This is a genomic window from Scandinavium sp., from assembly GCF_036271055.1.
In the GTDB taxonomy this organism is placed as follows: Bacteria; Pseudomonadota; Gammaproteobacteria; order Enterobacterales; family Enterobacteriaceae; genus Scandinavium.
In genome coordinates this window covers 70,293-91,018 of record NZ_DATBBJ010000070.1, presented here as the reverse complement: position 1 = coordinate 91,018, position 20,726 = coordinate 70,293, and the positions used below count along the sequence as shown (strand labels likewise).

Annotated in this window: 18 protein-coding genes; 6 read left to right on the top strand and 12 right to left on the bottom strand. The window is 53.3% G+C overall.

From position 1 onward, the window contains the following. Window positions 1–54 precede the first annotated feature (54 nt). Window positions 55–2,802, top strand: coding sequence for a two-component sensor histidine kinase BarA (barA, locus tag VH187_RS12730; RefSeq protein ID WP_329701813.1), 2,748 nt, complete (start codon window positions 55–57; stop codon window positions 2,800–2,802). Between the two features lie 42 nt (window positions 2,803–2,844). Here barA and VH187_RS12725 read toward each other — a convergent pair whose 3' ends face one another. From VH187_RS12725 to syd, 8 genes are all read right to left on the bottom strand, one after another. After that, entirely contained in the window at window positions 2,845–3,978 is a 1,134-nt protein-coding gene (locus VH187_RS12725) for a glycerate kinase (RefSeq protein WP_329701812.1), read from the bottom strand. 33 nt (window positions 3,979–4,011) lie between these two features. Further along, complete coding sequence (gene gudD / locus VH187_RS12720) at window positions 4,012–5,352, bottom strand: glucarate dehydratase (protein ID WP_329701955.1); 1,341 nt, start codon at window positions 5,350–5,352, stop codon at window positions 4,012–4,014. A gap of 13 nt (window positions 5,353–5,365) precedes the next feature. Next, window positions 5,366–6,709 carry an enolase C-terminal domain-like protein gene (locus VH187_RS12715; RefSeq protein WP_329701954.1) on the bottom strand — a complete coding sequence of 448 codons (1,344 nt, stop codon included), beginning with the start codon at window positions 6,707–6,709 and terminating at the stop codon, window positions 5,366–5,368. After that, window positions 6,709–8,181, bottom strand: a complete 1,473-nt coding sequence (locus VH187_RS12710; RefSeq protein ID WP_329701953.1) for an MFS transporter — start codon at window positions 8,179–8,181, stop codon at window positions 6,709–6,711. Before VH187_RS12710 ends, VH187_RS12715 begins: the two co-directional genes overlap by 1 nt. A 163-nt stretch (window positions 8,182–8,344) precedes the next feature. Further along, window positions 8,345–8,788 (bottom strand): flavodoxin, encoded by a 444-nt coding sequence (locus VH187_RS12705; protein WP_329701811.1) that lies wholly within the window; start codon window positions 8,786–8,788, stop codon window positions 8,345–8,347. A 16-nt stretch (window positions 8,789–8,804) separates the two neighbouring features. Then, entirely contained in the window at window positions 8,805–9,587 is a 783-nt protein-coding gene (truC, locus tag VH187_RS12700) for a tRNA pseudouridine(65) synthase TruC (RefSeq protein WP_329701810.1), read from the bottom strand. Next, window positions 9,584–9,916: a YqcC family protein gene (locus VH187_RS12695; protein WP_329701809.1), complete on the bottom strand. Its 333-nt coding sequence runs from the start codon at window positions 9,914–9,916 to the stop codon at window positions 9,584–9,586. The genes truC and VH187_RS12695 overlap by 4 nt, the downstream gene beginning before the upstream one ends. A 643-nt stretch (window positions 9,917–10,559) precedes the next feature. Then, entirely contained in the window at window positions 10,560–11,105 is a 546-nt protein-coding gene (gene syd, locus VH187_RS12690) for a SecY-interacting protein (protein ID WP_329701808.1), read from the bottom strand. Window positions 11,106–11,173: 68 nt separating this feature from the next. Between syd and queF the strand changes: the two genes are divergently transcribed. The 5 genes from queF to xni all read left to right on the top strand — a co-directional run bounded on the left by queF (window position 11,174) and on the right by xni (window position 17,536). Continuing rightward, window positions 11,174–12,019 carry an NADPH-dependent 7-cyano-7-deazaguanine reductase QueF gene (gene queF / locus VH187_RS12685; protein WP_329701807.1) on the top strand — a complete coding sequence of 282 codons (846 nt, stop codon included), beginning with the start codon at window positions 11,174–11,176 and terminating at the stop codon, window positions 12,017–12,019. A gap of 116 nt (window positions 12,020–12,135) precedes the next feature. Continuing rightward, window positions 12,136–13,500, top strand: coding sequence for a nucleotide 5'-monophosphate nucleosidase PpnN (gene ppnN, locus VH187_RS12680; protein ID WP_329701806.1), 1,365 nt, complete (start codon window positions 12,136–12,138; stop codon window positions 13,498–13,500). 459 nt (window positions 13,501–13,959) lie between these two features. Continuing rightward, on the top strand, window positions 13,960–15,249 hold the full coding sequence (locus VH187_RS12675; protein WP_329701805.1) for an HAAAP family serine/threonine permease: 1,290 nt from the start codon (window positions 13,960–13,962) through the stop codon (window positions 15,247–15,249). A 51-nt stretch (window positions 15,250–15,300) separates the two neighbouring features. Continuing rightward, window positions 15,301–16,668, top strand: a complete 1,368-nt coding sequence (locus VH187_RS12670) for an L-serine ammonia-lyase (RefSeq protein ID WP_329701804.1) — start codon at window positions 15,301–15,303, stop codon at window positions 16,666–16,668. A 112-nt stretch (window positions 16,669–16,780) separates the two neighbouring features. Next, window positions 16,781–17,536, top strand: a complete 756-nt coding sequence (xni, locus tag VH187_RS12665; RefSeq protein ID WP_329701803.1) for a flap endonuclease Xni — start codon at window positions 16,781–16,783, stop codon at window positions 17,534–17,536. A gap of 45 nt (window positions 17,537–17,581) precedes the next feature. Here xni and rlmM read toward each other — a convergent pair whose 3' ends face one another. From rlmM to VH187_RS12645, 4 genes are all read right to left on the bottom strand, one after another. Continuing rightward, window positions 17,582–18,682, bottom strand: coding sequence for a 23S rRNA (cytidine(2498)-2'-O)-methyltransferase RlmM (gene rlmM, locus VH187_RS12660; RefSeq protein ID WP_329701802.1), 1,101 nt, complete (start codon window positions 18,680–18,682; stop codon window positions 17,582–17,584). After that, window positions 18,675–19,070, bottom strand: coding sequence for a DUF423 domain-containing protein (locus tag VH187_RS12655; RefSeq protein WP_329701801.1), 396 nt, complete (start codon window positions 19,068–19,070; stop codon window positions 18,675–18,677). The genes rlmM and VH187_RS12655 overlap by 8 nt, the downstream gene beginning before the upstream one ends. 19 nt (window positions 19,071–19,089) lie before the next feature. Continuing rightward, complete coding sequence (gene gcvA / locus VH187_RS12650; protein WP_329701800.1) at window positions 19,090–20,007, bottom strand: glycine cleavage system transcriptional regulator GcvA; 918 nt, start codon at window positions 20,005–20,007, stop codon at window positions 19,090–19,092. A gap of 353 nt (window positions 20,008–20,360) precedes the next feature. Then, window positions 20,361–20,588 carry a YgdI/YgdR family lipoprotein gene (locus VH187_RS12645; protein WP_329701799.1) on the bottom strand — a complete coding sequence of 76 codons (228 nt, stop codon included), beginning with the start codon at window positions 20,586–20,588 and terminating at the stop codon, window positions 20,361–20,363. Window positions 20,589–20,726 lie beyond the last annotated feature (138 nt).

Sequence of the window (20,726 nt, the reverse complement as noted above, 5' to 3'; positions counted from 1 at the left end):
GAGATTTTTCTCAAACGTAGTGTGTTAACCCTGATTCTCCCATAACGGAACTCCATGACCAACTACAGCCTGCGCGCGCGCATGATGATCCTGATCCTGGCCCCAACCGTTCTTATCGGTTTGCTGCTCAGTATCTTCTTTGTCGTTCACCGCTACCACGATCTGCAGCGTCAGCTGGAAGACGCCGGAGCCAGCATCATTGAGCCACTCGCGGTCTCCAGTGAATATGGCATGAACTTGCAAAACCGTGAGCCCATCGGACAGCTGATAAGCGTCCTGCATCGCCGTCATTCTGACATCGTGCGAGGGATCTCGGTGTATGATGAACACAACCGACTGTTCGTCACGTCCAATTATCGACTCGATCCCAGCGAGTTACAGCTGCCGCAAGGCACACCATTGCCCCGCAGGTTGACTGTCACCCGCACGGGCGATCTGATGATCCTGCGCACGCCCATCCTTTCGGAAAGCTATTCGCCGGATGAATCGCCCGACGCAGATGCCAAAACTCCGGTCAATATGCTTGGCTATGTGGCGCTGGAGCTGGATTTGCGATCCGTGCGGCTGCAACAATACAAAGAGATCTTTATCTCCAGCGTGATGATGCTGTTTTGTATTGGCATTGCGTTGATTTTCGGCTGGCGACTGATGCGCGACGTGACCGGGCCAATTCGCAATATGGTGAATACGGTCGACCGAATTCGCCGGGGTCAACTCGACAGTCGCGTGGAAGGATTTATGCTTGGCGAGCTGGATATGCTGAAAAACGGCATCAACTCGATGGCGATGTCACTGGCGGCTTATCACGAAGAGATGCAACACAACGTTGACCAGGCGACATCGGATCTGCGCGAAACCCTCGAACAGATGGAAATCCAGAACGTCGAGTTAGATTTAGCGAAAAAGCGCGCCCAGGAAGCGGCGCGTATCAAATCTGAATTCCTTGCCAATATGTCGCATGAGCTGCGCACGCCGCTCAACGGGGTGATTGGCTTTACGCGCCTGACGCTCAAATCCGACCTTAATCCGACTCAGCGCGATCACCTCAGCACCATTGAACGTTCGGCGAACAACCTGCTGGCGATCATTAATGATGTGCTCGACTTCTCCAAACTGGAAGCGGGCAAACTGATTCTGGAAAGTATTCCGTTCCCGCTGCGTAATTCTCTCGATGAAGTGGTCACGCTGCTCGCCCATTCAGCCCACGATAAAGGGCTGGAGCTGACACTGAACATCAAAAATGATGTGCCGGATAACGTGATTGGCGATCCGCTGCGCCTTCAGCAGGTGATCACCAATCTTGTCGGCAACGCGATTAAATTTACCGAAAGCGGCAATATTGATGTGCTGGTTGAAAAGCGTGCGTTGAGCAATAACAAAGCGCAGATTGAAGTGCAGATCCGTGATACCGGCATCGGCATTCCCGAGCGTGATCAGTCGCGTCTGTTCCAGGCGTTCCGCCAGGCTGATGCCAGTATTTCACGACGCCATGGCGGCACGGGGCTAGGTCTGGTTATCACCCAGAAACTGGTCAAAGAAATGGGCGGGGATATTTCCTTCCACAGCCAGCCGAATCGCGGTTCAACCTTCTGGTTCCATATCAGTCTCGACCTCAATCCAAACGTGGTGTCCGAAAGCCTGACCACGGCTTGTCTGGCAGGCAAACGTCTCGCCTATGTCGAGGCCAATTCCGCAGCCGCGCAATGCACGCTGGATATGCTGGCGACCACGCCGCTGGAGGTGGTTTACAGCCCGACCCTCTCGGCCCTGCCAGAAGATCGCTACGATATTCTGCTGGTCGCCGTGCCGGTTTCAATGCGTGAATTAAGCATGCATGCCGACAAACTTGAACGCGCCCGCTCAATGACCGATTTCCTGGTTCTGGCGCTGCCATGCCACGCGCAGGTCGATGCCGAGCAACTCAAACGGGACGGGGCTGCGGCTTGCTTGCTGAAACCATTGACCTCAACCCGTTTGCTGCCTGCATTAGCAGAATGCTGCCAGAGCGATCAAACGCCCGTGACGCTGAACACCAGCGGAACACGCTTAGGCATGTCAGTGATGGCGGTAGATGATAATCCAGCGAACCTCAAACTGATTGGCGCATTACTGGAAGACCAGGTGCAAAACGTAGAATTGTGCGACAGCGGTCAGGAAGCGATTAACCGCGCGAAACAGATGCAGTTCGACTTGATCCTGATGGACATTCAGATGCCAGAAATGGACGGTATTCGCGCCTGCGAACTGATTCGCCAGTTGCCACACCAGCAGCAAACGCCAGTCATTGCGGTCACCGCACACGCCATGGCCGGACAAAAAGAAAAACTGCTCAGTGCCGGGATGAATGACTATCTGGCGAAACCTATCGAAGAGAGCAAACTGCATAATTTACTGCTGCGTTACAAGCCAGGCTTAAGCCTATTGCAGCCTGAAGTCGCCGAGCCGCACCCACCTGTCAATCTCAATACCACGCTCGATTGGCAGTTAGCGCTACGTCAGGCGGCGAATAAACAGAGTCTGGCGCGCGACATGCTGCAAATGTTGGTGGCGTTCCTGCCGGAAATACGTAACAAAGTGGAAGAACAGTTGGTGGGCGAAAAACCGGAAGATCTGGTGGATGTCATCCATAAACTCCACGGCAGTTGCGGCTACAGCGGTGTGCCTCGGTTGAAAAACTTGTGCCATTTGATAGAAGGCCAGCTGCGCAACGGCATTGCCCCGGAAGATCTGGAGCCTGAGCTGCTTGAGTTGTTGGATGAAATGGATAACGTCGCACGAGAAGCGCGACTGATTCTGGGGTGATCCGGACACTTTGATCCCCTCTCGCACAGAGAGGGGATTTTCTCAGCGGCCTATTTTCATCACTGCGGCCACATTACGCGCCGTACGACGCACATTTTCTCGCGCATTGCTCAGCGCATCTTCAAGCGTGCAAATGCGATAGATCACACTGAACACGGCATCCAGTCCGTGCTGATGCACGATCTCAACGTCATCCGTCAGACTGCCGGCAATAGCAATCACCGGAATGTTAAAACGTTTTGCCACGCGCGCAACGCCAACGGGTACTTTGCCGTGAACGGTCTGGCTGTCGATTCTTCCTTCCCCGGTAATGACCAAATCCGCGTTTTTCACAATCTCTGCCAGATGCAGCGCATCGGTCACAATTTCAATGCCCGGACGCAACGTGGCGCCGCAAAAAGCAAAAAGCGCCGCGCCCATGCCGCCAGCCGCGCCGCCGCCTTCCAGATTAAGCACATCAATATCTAGATCGTGTTTGATAAGTCGGGCGTAATGCAATAACGCCGCATCAAGCCGGGGGAGCATCTCAGCCGTCGCCCCTTTTTGTGGGCCAAACACCGCCGTTGCACCCTCGTTACCCGTCAGTGGATTCGTGACATCACAGGCAACTTCAATCCTGCATTCAGCAAGACGGGGATCCAGTTCAGTAATATCAACGCGCACCAACTGTTCCAGGCCTTCACCGCCCGGAGGAATTTGCTGATTATCTTCCGCCAGTAACTTAGCCCCTAACGCCTGCACCATGCCCGCGCCGCCATCATTGGTGGCGCTGCCGCCGAGGCCAATAATTATCTGCTTAACGCCCGCATCCAGCGCGTGGCGAATCAGTTCCCCGGTTCCCCACGACGTGGTTTTCAGCGGATTACGCTTACCCGGCGGCACGCTTTCCAGTCCGCTGGCGGCCGCCATTTCAATGAATGCGCACTCTTCGTTGCCGGAAACCCCATAGAACGCCTGTAGCGCTTCTCCCAGCGGGCCAGTCACATCAACCGTGACGATACGCCCTTGAGTCGCGGCGACCATGGCTTCTACCGTGCCTTCGCCGCCGTCTGCGACCGGAATTTTCACGTAATCAGCATCAGGAAAAATCTGCCTAAAGCCCTCCTCAATCGCGCTGGCGACATCCAGCGCGCTCAAACTTTCCTTGTACGAATCCGGGGCAATTACGATTTTCATTGGCTGTCCTTATGGGGTTCCGGCTTTTGTCTATTATCGCACCATACACGGACGCTTGTTATCAAACGTCCAGCCGGGGATCAAATACTGCATGCCCATTGCGTCATCACGCGCACCAAGACCGTGTTTCTGATACAGCTCATGGGCCTGCATCAACCGGTCCATATCCAGTTCAACGCCAAGACCCGGCGTGGAAGGCACCTGCACCATGCCGCCTTTGATTTCAAACGGTTGCTTGGTCAGACGCTGATTACCCTCTTGCCAAATCCAGTGGGTATCGATAGCGGTGACTTTACCTGGTGCTGCGGCTGCCACATGGGTAAACATCGCCAGCGAAATATCGAAGTGGTTGTTGGAGTGCGAGCCCCAGGTCAGGCCGAATTCATGACACATTTGCGCCACGCGCACCGAGCCTTGCATTGTCCAGAAGTGCGGGTCAGCGAGAGGAATATCGACCGATTGCAACGACAGTGTATGGCCCATCTGCCGCCAGTCGGTAGCAATCATGTTGGTCGCGGTCGGCAGCCCGGTCGCACGGCGGAATTCGGCCATCACTTCACGTCCAGAGAAGCCTTGCTCTGCGCCGCACGGATCTTCCGCATACGCCAGAACATTACGCAATTGCTTACCGATTTTGATCGCTTCATCGAGCGACCACGCGCCATTCGGATCGAGCGTGACACGCGCCTGTGGGAAGCGTTTCGCCAGAGCGGTTACCGCCTCGGCTTCATCTTCACCACTCAACACACCGCCTTTCAGCTTAAAGTCATTGAAACCGTATTTGTCATACGCCGCTTCCGCCAGACGCACGACGGCATCCGGGGTCATCGCTTCATCGTGGCGCACACGATACCAGTCGCATTTTTCGTCCGGCTGACTCTGATACGGTAGCGGCGTACGCTTGCGATCGCCGACAAAGAACAGATAGCCCAGCATTTCGACTTCACTACGCTGCTGACCATCGCCCAGCAGCGACGCCACGTTTACACCCAGATGCTGACCGAGCAAATCGAGCATCGCCGCTTCAATACCGGTGACCACGTGAATAGTGGTGCGCAGATCGAACGTTTGCAGCCCACGACCGCCGGAATCACGATCGGCAAAAGCGTTACGTACCGCCGTGAGGATATTTTTATATTCCCCCAGAGTTTTGCCGACCACCAAAGCCGCCGCCTCTTCCAGCGTTTTGCGGATCTTTTCGCCGCCGGGGATTTCCCCCACGCCGGTATGTCCGGAATTGTCTTTGATCATCACGATGTTGCGGGTGAAAAACGGCGCATGTGCACCGCTCAGGTTCATCAGCATGCTGTCGTGCCCGGCAACCGGGATCACCTGCATGGAAGTCACTACTGGCGTTGAATGTTGAATCGTCATCATGCAATCCTTTTTATTGAGTGCGCCCGAATACAGGGCGTTTGCGATCGAATGTCCAGCCAGGGATCAGATACTGCATCGGCACAGCGTCATTGCGTGCGCCACCGGGCAGCCGTTTGTAGGCCTGGTGTGCCTTTTCAATTTGCGCCCAGTCAAGCTCTACACCAAGCCCGGGCGCATCGGGCACCGTGATTTTTCCGTTCTCGATTTGCAGCGGATTTTGGGTGAGTCTGGCATCGCCTTCCTGCCAAATCCAGTGCGTATCAATGGCGGTCGGCTTGCCAGGTGCCGCCGCGCCAACGTGGGTAAACATCGCCAGCGAAATATCAAAATGGTTATTTGAGTGACAGCCCCAGGTTAAACCCCAGTCGTCACACAACTGCGCTACGCGTACCGCGTCGGAGAGCGTCCAGAAATGCGGATCGGCGAGCGGAATATCTACCGCGTTGAGCATCACAGCGTGGGCCATTTCGCGCCAGTTGGTGGCAATCATGTTGGTCGCGACGGGCAGTCCGGTCGCCCGACGAAATTCTACCATCACTTCTCGTCCGGAAAAGCCTTGCTCTGCTCCACAGGGGTCTTCTGCGTAGGTCAGCACATCCTGTAAACCTTTGCACAGCCCAATGGCTTCATCAAGCAGCCACGCACCGTTAGGATCAACGGTGATCCGCGCGTCAGGAAAGCGTTTTTTTAGCGCCTTTGCCGTCTCGATTTCCTGTTCGCCAGGCAACACGCCGCCTTTCAGTTTGAAGTCCTTAAAACCATATCGGTCCTGCGCGGCTTCTGCCAAACGTACAACGCTTGCTGAAGAAAGCGCTTCCTGATGACGCAGGTGATACCAGTCGTGATCGTCGCGCCTTCCTTCGCTGTACGGTAAGTCGGTTTTGTTGCGGTCGCCAACATAGAACAAATAACCCAGCACAGTGACCGCATCACGCTGTTTGCCTGGCCCCAACAGTTCACACACTGGCACGTTCAACGTCTTTCCGAGCAAATCCAGCAACGCCGCTTCCAGCGCGGCAACTGCATTCACCTTGAGTTCGAACGTCCATGCGCCTTTGCCAAAGGTATCAAAATCCGCCGCCTGATTACCCTTGTGAACCTGCTGAACCACGCGGTTCATGCGCGCAATTTCCTGCCCAACAACTTTCGGAATCGCGTCCACCAGCGTCTGGTAAATGACTTCCCCACCGGGCGCTTCACCCACGCCGGTATGCCCGGCGTTATCGGTAAGCACCACAATATTACGGGTGAAATAAGCGTGGTGCGCGCCGCCGATATTCATCAGCATGCTGTCCTGTGCTGCCACCGGAATGACCTTCATGTCAGTAATGACCGGGCTTGACTGAGTATTCATCATCCACGCTCCGTGACGGGTTTCAGTTCGATACGTTTGATATCGCCGACCAGTACCAGATAGCTCAACACGGCGACCAGCGCGTGAATACCAACGTAGATTAACGCCCAGTTAAACGACCCCGTCGTCGCCACGATGTAACCGATAGCAATCGGCGTCACAATCCCGGACATATTACCGAACATGTTAAACAGACCGCCGCTGAGGCCGCTTATCTCTTTCGGCGCAGTGTCAGCCATTACCGCCCAGCCCAGCGCGCCGATGCCTTTACCGAAGAAGGCCATCGCCATAAAGCCGATGATCATCCATTCTGCATCGACATAATTACAGAACACCATGGTCATCGACAGCAGCATCCCGAGCACAATCGGTGTTTTACGTGCGATGTTGAGCGAACCACTTTTGCGCATCAGCCAATCGGAAATAATCCCGCCGAGCACCCCGCCCACAAAGCCACACACCGCCGGGATCGACGCGACAAACCCCGCTTTCAGAATCGACATACCGCGCGCCTGCACCAGATAAACCGGGAACCAGGTGATGAAGAAGTAAGTCAGCGCGTTGATACAATATTGACCGAGATACACGCCGATCATCATTCGCGAGGCCATCAACTGTTTGACCTGCGCCCATTTCTCCCGCATCGGCACCTGTTGCGCATTTTTCTTCTGGTCCATGTTGATAAGCCCACCGCCTTCGGCGATGTAGTCCAGCTCCTTCTGGTTTACGCCAGGGTGCTGATTCGGCTCGTGGATCATTTTCAGCCACAGGAAGCTGATCACGATCCCTAATCCCCCCATAAAGAAGAACACATGTGACCAACCCACGGCATGCGTCAGCCAGCCCATGATCGGCGCGAAAATCACTGTGGCGAAATACTGTGCGGAGTTGAAAATCGCCACCGCCGTTCCCCTTTCCTGCGCCGGGAACCAGGCCGCAACGATGCGACTGTTACCCGGGAAAGATGGCGCTTCGGCAAGCCCGACCATAAAGCGCAAAGTAAACAGCGCGATGATGATGCCAAAGCCATTGAAGATATCGACGAAACCCTGCAACAGCGTGAACATCGACCAGGTAAAGATCGACCAGAAGTAGACGCGTTTAGATCCGAAGCGGTCAAGCAGCCAGCCGCCGGGGATTTGGCCGATCACATAGGCCCATGAGAAAGCAGAGAAAACATATCCCATGCCAACCGGATCGAGGCCAATGTCTTTGGCCATTTCGGATCCGGCTATCGAGAGCGTGGCGCGATCGCCGTAGTTGAAAGAGGTGACGATAAACAGCATCACCACGATCCAGTAGCGCGCGTTGGTCCGCTTTTCAGCAGACGCCGTCGCCTGACTTAGTGAACTCATTGTTGTACTCCTGAGGCTTCCCTCATTCTGAACAACGTAACCTGTAGGGGAATCAGAATGACGTTTGTTTTTATGGCGGCGTCGCGCAGTGGCGTGCCACGTTTTATTAACCGGCAGGAGAAGTATAAAAACGCATCAATGAGGGCTCACCGTGCATAAACACAGCATTCAGTTTGAGATAAACAGAGTTTTGGGGCTTATGCCCAGGAGGATGGGGTCTGGTTCACGGAATCGGGTTTTGGCAGGCGAAAAGATGCCCTTCTGATGAAGGGCAATTGGCTTAGCTGAGCAACGTCGCCCAGTGTTCAACCCAAGGGTTGGATATCGTTTCGGGTTCAGGATCTTCGCTGGCATCGATCAGCAGCATCTCGCCGATACGCTGTGCGCCCTGCTCCTGCAACAGCGCATCAAACTTCTTGCCGCCACCACAGAAATGCGAGTAAGTGCTGTCGCCTAACGCGATGATCCCGTAGCGCAGATGGGGCTGGTACATATCCTGAATGCCCTGATACAACGGCACAATGCTGTCCGGTAAATCACCCTGCCCGGTTGTCGATGTCACCACCAGCGCGAATTTTCCCTGATATGACTCCCAGTCACCGACTTCAGGATCTTCAAACACCTGAGCCTTATGCCCGAGTGAAGCGAGAATTGTCTGCGCTTCTTCCGCCACTAACAGCGCGTTTCCGTACATGGTGCCGACAAAAATGCCTACTTCCGCCATTACTTTTCTCCCTGAATCATTCAGTTATGAGGTCATCCTGACGGTTGTCCGGCGTAAACTCAACCCTTTCAACTTCAGGGAGAAGACCACGCCAGCCAAAATGTGACATCGCCTGCATCCAGACGTCATCAAGGCTTGCGCGGATCACCAGCGGTTCACCGGTAAAAGGATGAGTCAGATGCAGTTCACTGGCATGCAGCATTAAGCGGTCGCAGCCGAAGTGCTCTGCGGCGCTGCGGTTCTGGCGGAGATCGCCATGTTTGCTGTCACCCAGGATCGGGTGGCGAAGATGACTCATATGGCGGCGCAGCTGATGTTTGCGTCCGGTTTTCGGCTCAAGCTCAACCAAACCGTAGCGCGTTGTAGGGTAACGCCCGGTTGCTACCGGCATTTCAGCCGTCGCCAGACCACGATAATGCGTCACCGCCGGTTGCGCTTCTTTATCCTCACGCGCGAATTTATCCGCGATTTTATCCAGCTCTTCCACCAGTGGATAATCGAGAAGCGCCTCTTCCATCAACCAGCCACGGACGATAGCGTGGTAACGTTTTTGGATCTGATGCTGTTCAAACTGCTGAGACAACAAGCGGCCCGCTTCGCTCGATAGCCCCATCAACAGCACACCAGAGGTCGGCCTGTCGAGGCGATGAACGGTAAAGACATGCTGACCAATCTGGTCGCGCACGGTTTGCATCAGCACCACTTTTTCATCACGGTCGAGCCAGCTACGATGCACCAGCCAACCGGAAGGTTTGTTGACGGCAACCAGCCATTCATCCTGATAGAGGATCTCAATCATTTGTCATCGGTGCCTGCAAAGAGGGCGTCAAGCTGTTCGAGCTCGGGCAGAATAATCGTCCGGAAGGGATGGTCGACGGTAAGAGCCATTTCGTAATACGGCGCAACGGCAAAGCTCTGCGGCAACGGCTGCTGGCTGTCGACAAGCTGGTGCATACGCGGGATCAACACCCATTGCAGCCACTCCAGCGGCTCCAGCGTGTCCATGCAGAAAGGTTGTGTGCTCTCGAAAACACGGGCTTCAGGAGCGTTATCCTGCCAGTGCTGATGCTCGCGCAGTTGCGCTTCAATTGCGTGCAGTCGCTGACGAACGCTGTCGTGGTGGGACATAGAAACCTCAGAAGAAACGTCGAAATGAAAATCTGGGGGCAGGATAACACTGGAGAGTGTGAAATAAAAAAAGGGAGCACTGTTTTCACAGTGCTCCCGGTTCGTTTAGCAGCAGTCCAGCTACTTTTGGTGCTCCCTGCTCATCCATGACAACTTTTCCTACGGTCTCCTGACCAAGTTCATCCGTAAACTATTGCATCCTGCTCGCACCACCCCGATGCGATCTGACTTATCCGTAAGTTTGTCCTGATCTTCCTGATCCACCGGGCATCCTGACCGGCTCTCTTTCTCCATCCTGGAGGTGTCCTTTTACGCGTCCTGCGCAATCCTCTCGCTTTCGTCCTGAAAGCCTGTCCTTGTAGCACCATCCTGGTGTTTCCAGCTGAAGCGTCATCATCCTGATGTTCGCTTCGGTGTCAGACTCCGTGTCGACCTGTATAGAATCCTCTATTCCGCCTCGTCTTACAAGCCTCTGTTAGCGAAATCCTTAAGACCATTTTCATATGAAAGTTAAGGGATTACATCTTAACTATTTGATTTAAATAGAATGGCATTATAGCGAAGCGGCAATGACAGGCTTACAACCTGGTGATCTCTCACAGGGTCTGTAAGAGATCTCTCACAAGCACACCAGGCAGATGGCTTACAGCAGAGGCTCAAGGTGTGTCAGAAAACTCGCAATAGAAGCAGAAAGCGTGATGCGGTTACGGGTTCCAAGGGTCTCAAGGAGGACTTCGCCCGTCAGATTACACACGGATATCACATCCAGTTCACTGTCCATTGTTCCAATAAACAACGTTGGCGACAGCTTCAGGCGTTTCTGTGTCACCAGATGGCCAATCAGGTTTTCCTGAACACGCTGAAAATCGTCGGGACTCCAGACCTGCAATAGCATCAGTTGACGCTCGCCAAAGGTCGCGGCCATATCACCCGCAAACTGGCTGGTATAATACGTTTGCAGCGGGTCTTGCACCACAATATCCATCGCGCGCTCGATCGCTTCCAGTGTTGGCACAAGGCTGAAAGGCTGAGGCTGCCAGAAGACGCCGTCGTCATCAGTTTGCGTCACGCAAGGGGATGGGACCCCGTACAGTTCTTCGCTGCGTGGTTGCGTGCCATGGCGCTGTTGCCATGCGTCGCAATAACGTTGGGTAAACGCATTCAAGGCTTCTACGGTCTGCTGATCCACTGCTTTCTCTCTCCAGGTCAACCAGGATAAACTCAAGGCATAGTCTACCTGCATTGTGACGGTGAAACATGTCTTCTTATGAAAACCATCAGGCGCTGTCTGGCCTGACGCTCGGTAAAGCCACAGATTACCGTGATATTTACGACGCCAGCCTGCTTCAGCCAGTGCCTCGCAGTCTTAACCGCGATCCCCTCGGCCTTCACGCCGATAACCTCCCTTTTCACGGCGGTGATATCTGGACGCTGTATGAGATCTCCTGGCTGAATGCAAAAGGCCTGCCGCAGGTGGCCGTCGGACACGTCGAGCTGCGTGACACCAGCATCAATCTGGTGGAATCCAAAAGCTTTAAGCTTTACCTGAACAGCTTCAACCAGACTCATTTCGCCGATTGGGAAGAAGTGCGTGCCACGCTTGAACGTGACCTGCGCCATTGTGCGCAAGGCGATGTCAGCGTGGCGCTATATCGTCTGGATGAAATCGAAGGCCAGCCGATTGCGCATTTTCATGGCACCTGCATTGATGAGCAGGATATTGAAATCGACAGCTACGAATTCAGCACCGACTATCTAGAAGGCGCTGCAAACGGGAAAGTGGTTGAAGAGACACTCGTCAGCCATTTACTCAAATCCAACTGCCTGATTACTCACCAACCAGATTGGGGCTCCGTACAAATTCACTATCGCGGCGCGCAAATCGACCGAGAGAAACTGCTGCGCTATCTCGTGTCTTTCCGCCATCATAATGAGTTCCACGAACAGTGCGTCGAGCGTATTTTCAATGACATCCAGCGTTTCTGTCAGCCGGAAAGCCTGAGCGTTTATGCTCGATACACCCGTCGCGGCGGACTGGATATCAACCCGTGGCGCAGTAACACGGATTTTGTGCCTGCAATCGGTCGCCTGGTTCGCCAGTAACATACATGATTGCAAAATAAAGCGCGGTTTCGGTCGCGCTTTTTCTTGTTAAAATCTGACCAGCAAGGCTATTGTAATCAATAGGGAAGACGATATTCGTCCCGTAAGGAGTTCACTTGATTACACATATTAGCCCGCTTGGCTCAATGGATATGCTGTCGCAGCTGGAAGTCGATATGCTGAAAAGCAACGCCAGCAGCGATTTGTACCAACTGTTTCGCAACTGTTCACTGGCAGTACTCAACTCAGGCAGTCTGACCGACAACAGCAAAGAACTGCTGTCACGCTTTGAAAGCTTTGACATCAACGTGCTACGCCGCGAGCGCGGTGTGAAACTGGAACTGATTAACCCGCCGGAAGATGCCTTCGTCGACGGACGCATTATCCGCTCCCTGCAGGCCAACCTGTTTGCCGTTCTACGCGACATTCTGTTTGTTTACGGTCAAATCCATAACACGGTTCGCTTCCCGAATCTCGATCTGGAAAGCTCTGCCCACATTACCAACCTGGTGTTCTCCATTCTGCGTAACGCCCGTGCGCTGCACGTCGGTGAAGCACCGAGTATGGTGGTTTGCTGGGGCGGTCACTCTATTAATGAAAACGAATATCTCTATGCTCGCCGCGTGGGTACTCAGCTTGGCTTACGCGAACTGAATATCTGTACCGGTTGTGGTCCGGGCGCGATGGAAGCGCCAATGAAAGGGGCCGCCGTCGGCCACGCGCAGCAGCGCTATAAAGAAGGGCGTTTTATCGGCATGACCGAGCCGTCCATTATTGCCGCCGAACCACCGAATCCGCTGGTAAATGAACTGATCATCATGCCGGATATCGAAAAACGCCTGGAAGCGTTTGTCCGTCTCGCACATGGGATAATCATCTTCCCAGGCGGCGTAGGAACGGCGGAAGAACTGCTTTATCTGTTGGGTATTTTGATGAATCCGGCCAACAAAAATCAGGTCTTGCCGCTGATACTGACCGGGCCAAAAGAGAGCGCCGATTACTTCCGCGTATTGGACGATTTCATTGTGCACACGCTGGGTGAAGAGGCCCGTCGTCACTATCGCATTATTGTCGACGATGCGGTGGAAGTGGCTCGTCAGATGAAGAAAGCGATGCCGCTGGTGAAAGAGAATCGCCGTGACACCGGGGATGCGTACAGCTTTAACTGGTCGATGCGTATCGCGCCTGACCTACAACAGCCGTTCGAACCGACCCATGAAAACATGGCGAACCTGAAACTGTATCCCGATCAGCCGGTAGAAGTTCTGGCTGCAGACCTGCGCCGCGCTTTCTCGGGTATTGTGGCGGGTAACGTAAAAGAAGTGGGTATTCGAGCCATCGAAGAACACGGCCCGTATAAGATCCACGGTGACGGCGAAATGATGCGCCGGATGGACAGTTTGCTGCAAAGCTTTGTCGCGCAGCACCGCATGAAACTTCCAGGCTCCGCGTATATTCCCTGCTACGAAATTTGTTCCTGATCCCCTCTTCCTGACTCAAGGGCGGCGCATAAGCCGCCCTTATCTTTTATATCAATTACAAAAATTGCCGCGATGGATAAAGCGTTAAATATTCAAATAAATTAGGTTAGTACGCGCTAAAGCACTATTTATGTCGCTTTTTTCAGAAAATGATGCGTATTCGCTGCGGTATACTTTTCTCCAATACGCTGCCAGTGCTAGCCTTCGCGCGCATAAACTTCCGTAAACGTTAAAAAACCAGTCTGATGGTCTAATAACCATCATCTGTGGAGTGTTTTATTGCATTTGGGATCGGGATCACTGATACATTCATAACTTAAATGTATCTTTCCGGCCGCACACAATCATGGGCAAAAATAACAAGAAAAACCCATTTCGCACGAATTTATATTACCGTCAGCCATTTATTCATTCGATTTGACTAGAAAACTGACAAGTTACTTCCTCCAGGAGATACAGATGGAAACCATTCAAACCAGCACCATTGCCTCGACAGAAAGTCGTAGCGGATGGCGTAAGACAGATACCATGTGGATGCTGGGCCTTTATGGCACGGCGATCGGTGCGGGCGTGTTGTTCCTGCCGATCAACGCCGGGGTTGGCGGTTTAATCCCGCTCATCATTATGGCAATTCTTGCTTTCCCAATGACGTATTTTGCACACCGTGGCCTGACCCGCTTCGTGCTGTCCGGTAAAAATCCGGGCGAAGACATCACCGAAGTGGTTGAAGAACACTTTGGCGTGGGTGCGGGTAAATTGATTACCCTGCTGTATTTCTTCGCGATTTACCCGATTCTGCTGGTTTATAGCGTCGCTATCACCAACACCGTTGAAAGCTTCATGACCCACCAGTTGGGAATGACGCCGCCACCGCGTGCGATTCTGTCGCTGATCCTTATCGTCGGCATGATGACCATCGTGCGCTTTGGCGAGCAGATGATCGTGAAAGCAATGAGCATCCTGGTGTTCCCGTTTGTGGTAGCCCTGATGCTGCTGGCCTGCTACCTGATCCCACAATGGAACGGTGCGGTGCTGGAAACGCTGTCTATGAGTAGCGCAACCTCTACCGGCAACGGCCTGTGGATGACGCTGTGGTTGGCGATCCCGGTGATGGTGTTCTCCTTTAACCACTCACCGATCATCTCTTCTTTCGCCGTCGCGAAACGTGAAGAATACGGTGTGGATGCTGAGAAGAAGTGTTCCAAAATTCTGGCTTTCGCGCACATCATGATGGTACTGACCGTGATGTTCTTCGTGTTCAGCTGCGTGCTGAGCCTGGCGCCAGCGGACCTGGCGTCTGCAAAAGAGCAGAACATTTCGATTCTGTCTTACCTGGCAAACCACTTTAACGCACCACTGATTGCGTGGATGGCCCCGATTATCGCCATCATCGCTATCACTAAATCCTTCCTCGGCCACTATCTTGGCGCACGTGAAGGCTTTAACGGTATGGTGATTAAATCGCTGCGTAGCCGTGGAAAAACCATTGAAGTAAGCCGTCTGAACAAGGTGACTGCGGTATTCATGCTGGTTACCACCTGGATTGTGGCAACCCTGAACCCTAGCATTCTTGGGATGATTGAGACCCTGGGCGGTCCAATTATCGCGATGATCCTGTTCCTGATGCCGATGTACGCGATTCAGAAAGTGCCTGCAATGCGCAAATACAGCGGTCACATCAGCAACGTGTTTGTGGTCATCATGGGCCTCATCGCCATCTCCGCGATTTTCTTCTCTCTGTTCGGTTAATCTCCCGCGCCGCCTACGGGCGGCGCACATCCCTCCAGCCATGGACGCATCATGATCAGCGTATTCGATATTTTCAAAATCGGCATTGGTCCTTCCAGCTCTCACACCGTTGGGCCAATGAAAGCGGGCAAGCAATTCACGGATGACCTGATTGCACGCAATATTCTCACCGACGTTACCCGCGTGGTGGTCGACGTTTACGGTTCACTTTCCCTGACCGGAAAGGGTCACCACACCGATATCGCCATTATTATGGGCCTGGCGGGTAATCTGCCGGACAGCGTCGATATCGATGCAATTCCGTCATTCATTCAGGATGTGAACACGCATGGCCGCCTGCTGCTGGCGAATGGCGAACACGAAGTCGAGTTCCCGGTAGACCAGTGCATGAATTTCCATGCCGACAATCTTTCCCTGCATGAAAACGGAATGCGAATTACCGCTTTAAGCGGCGATAAAGCCGTTTACAGCCAGACGTACTACTCGATCGGCGGCGGTTTTATCGTTGATGAAGACCATTTTGGTCAGAGTGATAACGCACCTGTTGCGGTGCCGTATCCGTATAAAAACGCGGCTGACCTTCAGCGTCACTGCCAGGAAAGTGGTCTGTCGCTCTCCGGTCTGATGATGCAAAACGAACTGGCTTTGCACAGCAAAGAAGAACTCGAACAGCATTTCGCAGCAGTTTGGGATGTCATGCGTAGCGGCATTGAGCGCGGCATCACGACCGAAGGCGTGCTCCCGGGTAAACTGCGTGTGCCACGTCGTGCAGCGGCATTACGCCGTATGTTAGTAAGTCAGGATAAAACCACCAGCGACCCAATGGCTGTCGTTGACTGGATCAACATGTTTGCGCTGGCGGTAAACGAAGAGAACGCTGCAGGTGGACGCGTTGTCACCGCGCCAACTAACGGCGCTTGCGGCATTGTTCCGGCAGTGCTGGCGTATTACGACAAGTTTATCCGCGAAGTAAATGCTAACTCACTGGCGCGCTACATGCTGGTGACCAGCGCCATTGGTTCTCTGTATAAAATGAACGCGTCTATTTCAGGTGCCGAAGTGGGTTGTCAGGGCGAAGTCGGCGTGGCCTGTTCGATGGCTGCAGCAGGCCTGGCTGAACTGCTGGGCGGCAGCCCGACGCAGGTGTGCATCGCCGCAGAAATCGGCATGGAGCACAACCTTGGTTTGACCTGCGACCCGGTTGCAGGCCAGGTTCAGGTGCCATGCATCGAGCGCAACGCGATTGCCTCAGTAAAAGCGGTCAATGCCGCACGTATGGCGCTGCGCCGCACCAGCGATCCGCGCGTGTGTCTCGATAAAGTCATCGAAACCATGTACGAAACGGGCAAAGACATGAACGCCAAATACCGCGAAACCTCTCGCGGCGGTCTGGCAATGAAAATTGTAACCTGCGACTAAGCTCGCACCGACGCCTCGTTTTGCGAGGCGTCTTCCTGATTTCTTCGCGTTAAATAGCCTCACATTCCGCACAATGTTACCCTTAGCGCATTGCTATCAAGAAGGGTAAACCGTGGCCGTTCATCTGCTTATCGTCGACGCGCTGAATTTAATTCGCCGTATTCATGCGGTTCAGGGCTCGCCCTGCGCGGACACCTGTCTGCATGCGCTGCAACAGCTGATTCTGCATAGCCAGCCAACCCACGCCGTCGCCGTGTTTGATGATGAAGCCCGGGATCAAAACTGGCGACACCAGCGCCTCCCGGACTATAAAGCCGGGCGCTCACCGATGCCGGAAGATTTGCACGCCGAAATGGACAATATTCGTCGCGTCTTTGAGCAGCACGGCGTGCATTGTTGGGTTTCTGCTAAAAATGAAGCTGACGATCTCGCCGCCACACTGGCCGTGAAAATTGCCAGCGCCGGGCATCAGGCCACGATTGTGTCTACGGACAAAGGCTACTGCCAGTTGTTGTCGCCCACCATTCGTATTCGTGATTATTTTCAGAAACGCTGGCTCGACGCGCCGTTTATTACTCAAGAGTTTGGCGTGACGCCACAGCAACTCCCGGATTATTGGGGTCTGGCAGGAATAAGCAGTTCAAAAGTGCCGGGCGTGGCGGGTATTGGCCCGAAAAGTGCGACTGAGTTGCTGGCGCAGTTTCCCACGCTCGAAGCGATTTATCAGCATCTGGACGACGTACCGGAAAAGTGGCGTAAGAAACTCATTGAACATCAGGAGATGGCGTTTATCTGCCGGGAAGTGGCGACGCTACAGACGGATTTACAGCTGGACGGGAATTTGCAGCAGTTGCGGTTGGCGCGGTAATTTCGCCCGACCTACATAATGTAGGCCGGGCAAGCGATCAAAAGCTTAACGCTCGTCGCGACGTCCACCCACGGCGGCCCAAAGGCGACGCACATGTACCGTTACTTCTTCGCGATCGTGGTATAACTGACGCGCCTGAATATGGGCGTTGATCCCATGCTCGTCGAGCTGCGCCTGAATGTACGCCAGATTCTGCGACACTTCTTCGTAGCGCTTTTTCATTGGCAATTTGAGGTTGAAAATGGTTTCGCGACACCAACCATTCACCAGCCATTGCGCCATCAGCGCGGCAACTTTAGCCGGTTTCTCCACCATGTCGCACACCATCCACGAGATGTTATTGCGCGTTGGCCGATAGCGGAAACCATCTTCACGCAACCAGGTCACTTGTCCGGTGTCCATCAGGCTTTGCGCCATCGGGCCGTTATCCACTGAAGAAACCCACATGTTGCGCTTCACCAACTGGTAGGTCCAGCCGCCAGGACAGGCCCCCAAATCCACCGCATACATGCCATTTCCCAAACGCTCATCCCATTCATCTGCCGGAATGAACACGTGAAAGGCTTCTTCCAGTTTGAGGGTCGAACGGCTCGGCGCATCAGACGGAAACTTGAGGCGCGGAATGCCCATATAGAACGGGGAGTTGTTAGTGGTCAGCGAGTAACCCACGTAGCAGCAACCTGGCGCAATGAAGAACACATGCACGACGGGACGCTTCGGCGTTTCAAACTTCGCCAGCACGTTCACTTCGCGCAGCGCCGAACGCAACGGCACGGTGAATTTGCGGCAGAACTTCATCAATTCTTTGCTTTCGTTGGTGTCCGCGACTTCGACACGCAGATCACCGCCCTTCTCAACCACGCCTTGCAGCATGCCCACAACCGGAGTAATGCGGTCTTCCGGTGGAAGGTCTTTCAGTAATTCGCAGGCCACAAACATCTGACGGGCAAAAATCAGCGAGCTGAACGGCAGCTCACGAATGATTTTTTCTGCTTCATCCGGCTGATAACATTCGAAAATGACATAGCCAGAGTTCTCTTTCACTCGGGCAAAACCGAATACTTCAAGACGAGATGCCTTGTCAGAAATCTCTGCTGCACACTCTTTCTCAAAACCCTGACGGCAGTAGAGAATAACCTTATTCATGCGTGATACCTTTACGCTTTAAACGAATAGCACCAATCAACATTAGCACCCAGCCAGCAAGGAAGCTCACGCCACCTACCGGAGTCACAAATGCCCACAGGCGTAAATGCGACAGCGCCAGACAATAAAGGCTGCCGCTGAAAAAGACGGTTCCCAGCGCCATAAACACGCTGCTCCAGTAGAACCAGATACTGATACGGCGCTGCATAGCCACCGCCAGACCGAAAATCGCCAGCGTATGGAACGCTTGATACTCAAGGCCGGTCTGGATCCAGCCCATCTCGACCACGCCGAGCGATTTACTTAATACATGTGCGCCAAACGCACCCAAGGCAACAAAAACAAAGCCACTGATGGCGGCAAAAATCAGCATGAAGCGACTGGTCATGTCATTACCCTAAATTCATTTATTGTTCGTAACGGAAACGGAATTTTTCTTGCTCGCTGGCCGCTTTCGCCAGGATCCACTGCCGAAAGGCGGCTATTTTACCCAGTTCCGCCTGACTGTCATGGCAAACGAGGTAAAACGCATTCTTGCTGACCAGAACATCATTAAACGGGCAGACCAAACGGCCCGCCTCAATTTCGGACTGCGCCATCACATTGTTGGCCAGTGCGATCCCTTGTCCATGGATAGCCGCCTGCAGCACCATCGCGCTGTGGCTGAAAATCGGTCCCTGTTGAACATTGATATGATTTAAGCCCAACTGGCGGGTATAAGTTTGCCAGTCGCGACGTGAAGCATCATGCAATAACGTATGTTGCGCCATATCTGCGGGCGTTTTCAACGCCTTCTCGCCGGTCAACAACAACGGCGAACACACCGGTAACAGATATTCGGCGTACAATTTTTCGACTCGCAGGCCCGGCCAGTTGCCGCGACCATAGAAAATCGCCACGTCGACGTCGTCCGCCAGTTTGTCTTCCTGACGGTCCACAGCCTGAATTCTGACGTCGATTCCCGGATAAGCTGAGTTAAAGCTTGCAAGGCGAGGCACCAGCCATTGAATGGCAAAACTCGGCAGCATACTGACCGTCAGAGCACCCTTGGCGCTGCGGGCCTGCAGTTTACGCGTTGCTTCGGTTAATTGCGAAAAGATCTCTTTGATATCCTGGAAATAGCTTTGCCCTTCTTCGGTCAGCAACAACGAACGATTGCGACGACGAAAGAGCTTCAGGCCCAGGAAATCCTCGAGTGACTTGATCTGATGGCTTACCGCAGCTTGAGTGACAAAGAGCTCGTCGGCGGCGCGAGTGAAGCTGAGATGACGGGCGGCGGCATCAAATACACGTAATGCATTCAGAGGTGGTAAACGCTTCGACATGGTTGTTTTAGCTTAGATGTTAACTAGTTTTAACAATTAGATTACATCATGTAACCTATTAGTTTTTTTTATCTGAGCCATTATAATTTGTCCGTTGAGCTTCTACCAGCAAATACCTATGATGGCGGCACTTCCTGAGCCGGAACGAAGAGCTTTTTTCGGAATGCGTGTTCTGATGGGCTTTTGGCTTACGGTTGTGATGTTGTGTTGTTGTGTTTGCAATTGGTCTGGAGTTCAGACCTCGGTAGCGAGACTACCCCCTTTTCACTTCCTGTACATTTACCCTGTCTGTCCATAGTGATTAATGTAGCACCGCCAAATTGCGGTGCTTTTTTTTGCTTTAAAATCAACCGTTACTTGTCCATCTCGACCATTTCTTTCACGTCGCTGTGGTTGATTTGCTGCTTGTTACCGTTCGCATCTTTATACGAAATCATCCCGGTATCGTCATCCGTCTGCGGTTTCCCGTCAGCGATAATCGTCCGTCCATCAGTGGTGTGCATCACGTAGTTCGGGCCAGAACAGGCGCTCAGAGTAAAAGTCAGCATACAGGCAGAAATCATTGCGGCAGTCTTGTTCATCTTCTTCTCCTTTTAGCCATTCATGCTAAAGATAGTGCTGCGAATAACAGGCAAAAACAGTCACCTGACATAATTCAGCATAACGCACTGTCATCGCTTTGCCACAGATACAAGAAAATTCCGAGGAACATCCCTGTC

What these genes read in the sequence shown, in the direction of transcription:
- barA (WP_329701813.1), top strand. Translation starts at nt 55, where the DNA reads ATGACCAACTACAGCCTGCGCGCGCGCATGATGATCCTGATCCTGGCC.
- VH187_RS12725 (WP_329701812.1), bottom strand. Translation starts at nt 3,978, where the DNA reads ATGAAAATCGTAATTGCCCCGGATTCGTACAAGGAAAGTTTGAGCGCG.
- gudD (WP_329701955.1), bottom strand. Translation starts at nt 5,352, where the DNA reads ATGACGATTCAACATTCAACGCCAGTAGTGACTTCCATGCAGGTGATC.
- VH187_RS12715 (WP_329701954.1), bottom strand. Translation starts at nt 6,709, where the DNA reads ATGAATACTCAGTCAAGCCCGGTCATTACTGACATGAAGGTCATTCCG.
- VH187_RS12705 (WP_329701811.1), bottom strand. Translation starts at nt 8,788, where the DNA reads ATGGCGGAAGTAGGCATTTTTGTCGGCACCATGTACGGAAACGCGCTG.
- truC (WP_329701810.1), bottom strand. Translation starts at nt 9,587, where the DNA reads ATGATTGAGATCCTCTATCAGGATGAATGGCTGGTTGCCGTCAACAAA.
- VH187_RS12695 (WP_329701809.1), bottom strand. Translation starts at nt 9,916, where the DNA reads ATGTCCCACCACGACAGCGTTCGTCAGCGACTGCACGCAATTGAAGCG.
- queF (WP_329701807.1), top strand. Translation starts at nt 11,174, where the DNA reads ATGTCTTCTTATGAAAACCATCAGGCGCTGTCTGGCCTGACGCTCGGT.
- VH187_RS12675 (WP_329701805.1), top strand. Translation starts at nt 13,960, where the DNA reads ATGGAAACCATTCAAACCAGCACCATTGCCTCGACAGAAAGTCGTAGC.
- VH187_RS12670 (WP_329701804.1), top strand. Translation starts at nt 15,301, where the DNA reads ATGATCAGCGTATTCGATATTTTCAAAATCGGCATTGGTCCTTCCAGC.
- rlmM (WP_329701802.1), bottom strand. Translation starts at nt 18,682, where the DNA reads ATGAATAAGGTTATTCTCTACTGCCGTCAGGGTTTTGAGAAAGAGTGT.
- VH187_RS12655 (WP_329701801.1), bottom strand. Translation starts at nt 19,070, where the DNA reads ATGACCAGTCGCTTCATGCTGATTTTTGCCGCCATCAGTGGCTTTGTT.
- gcvA (WP_329701800.1), bottom strand. Translation starts at nt 20,007, where the DNA reads ATGTCGAAGCGTTTACCACCTCTGAATGCATTACGTGTATTTGATGCC.
- VH187_RS12645 (WP_329701799.1), bottom strand. Translation starts at nt 20,588, where the DNA reads ATGAACAAGACTGCCGCAATGATTTCTGCCTGTATGCTGACTTTTACT.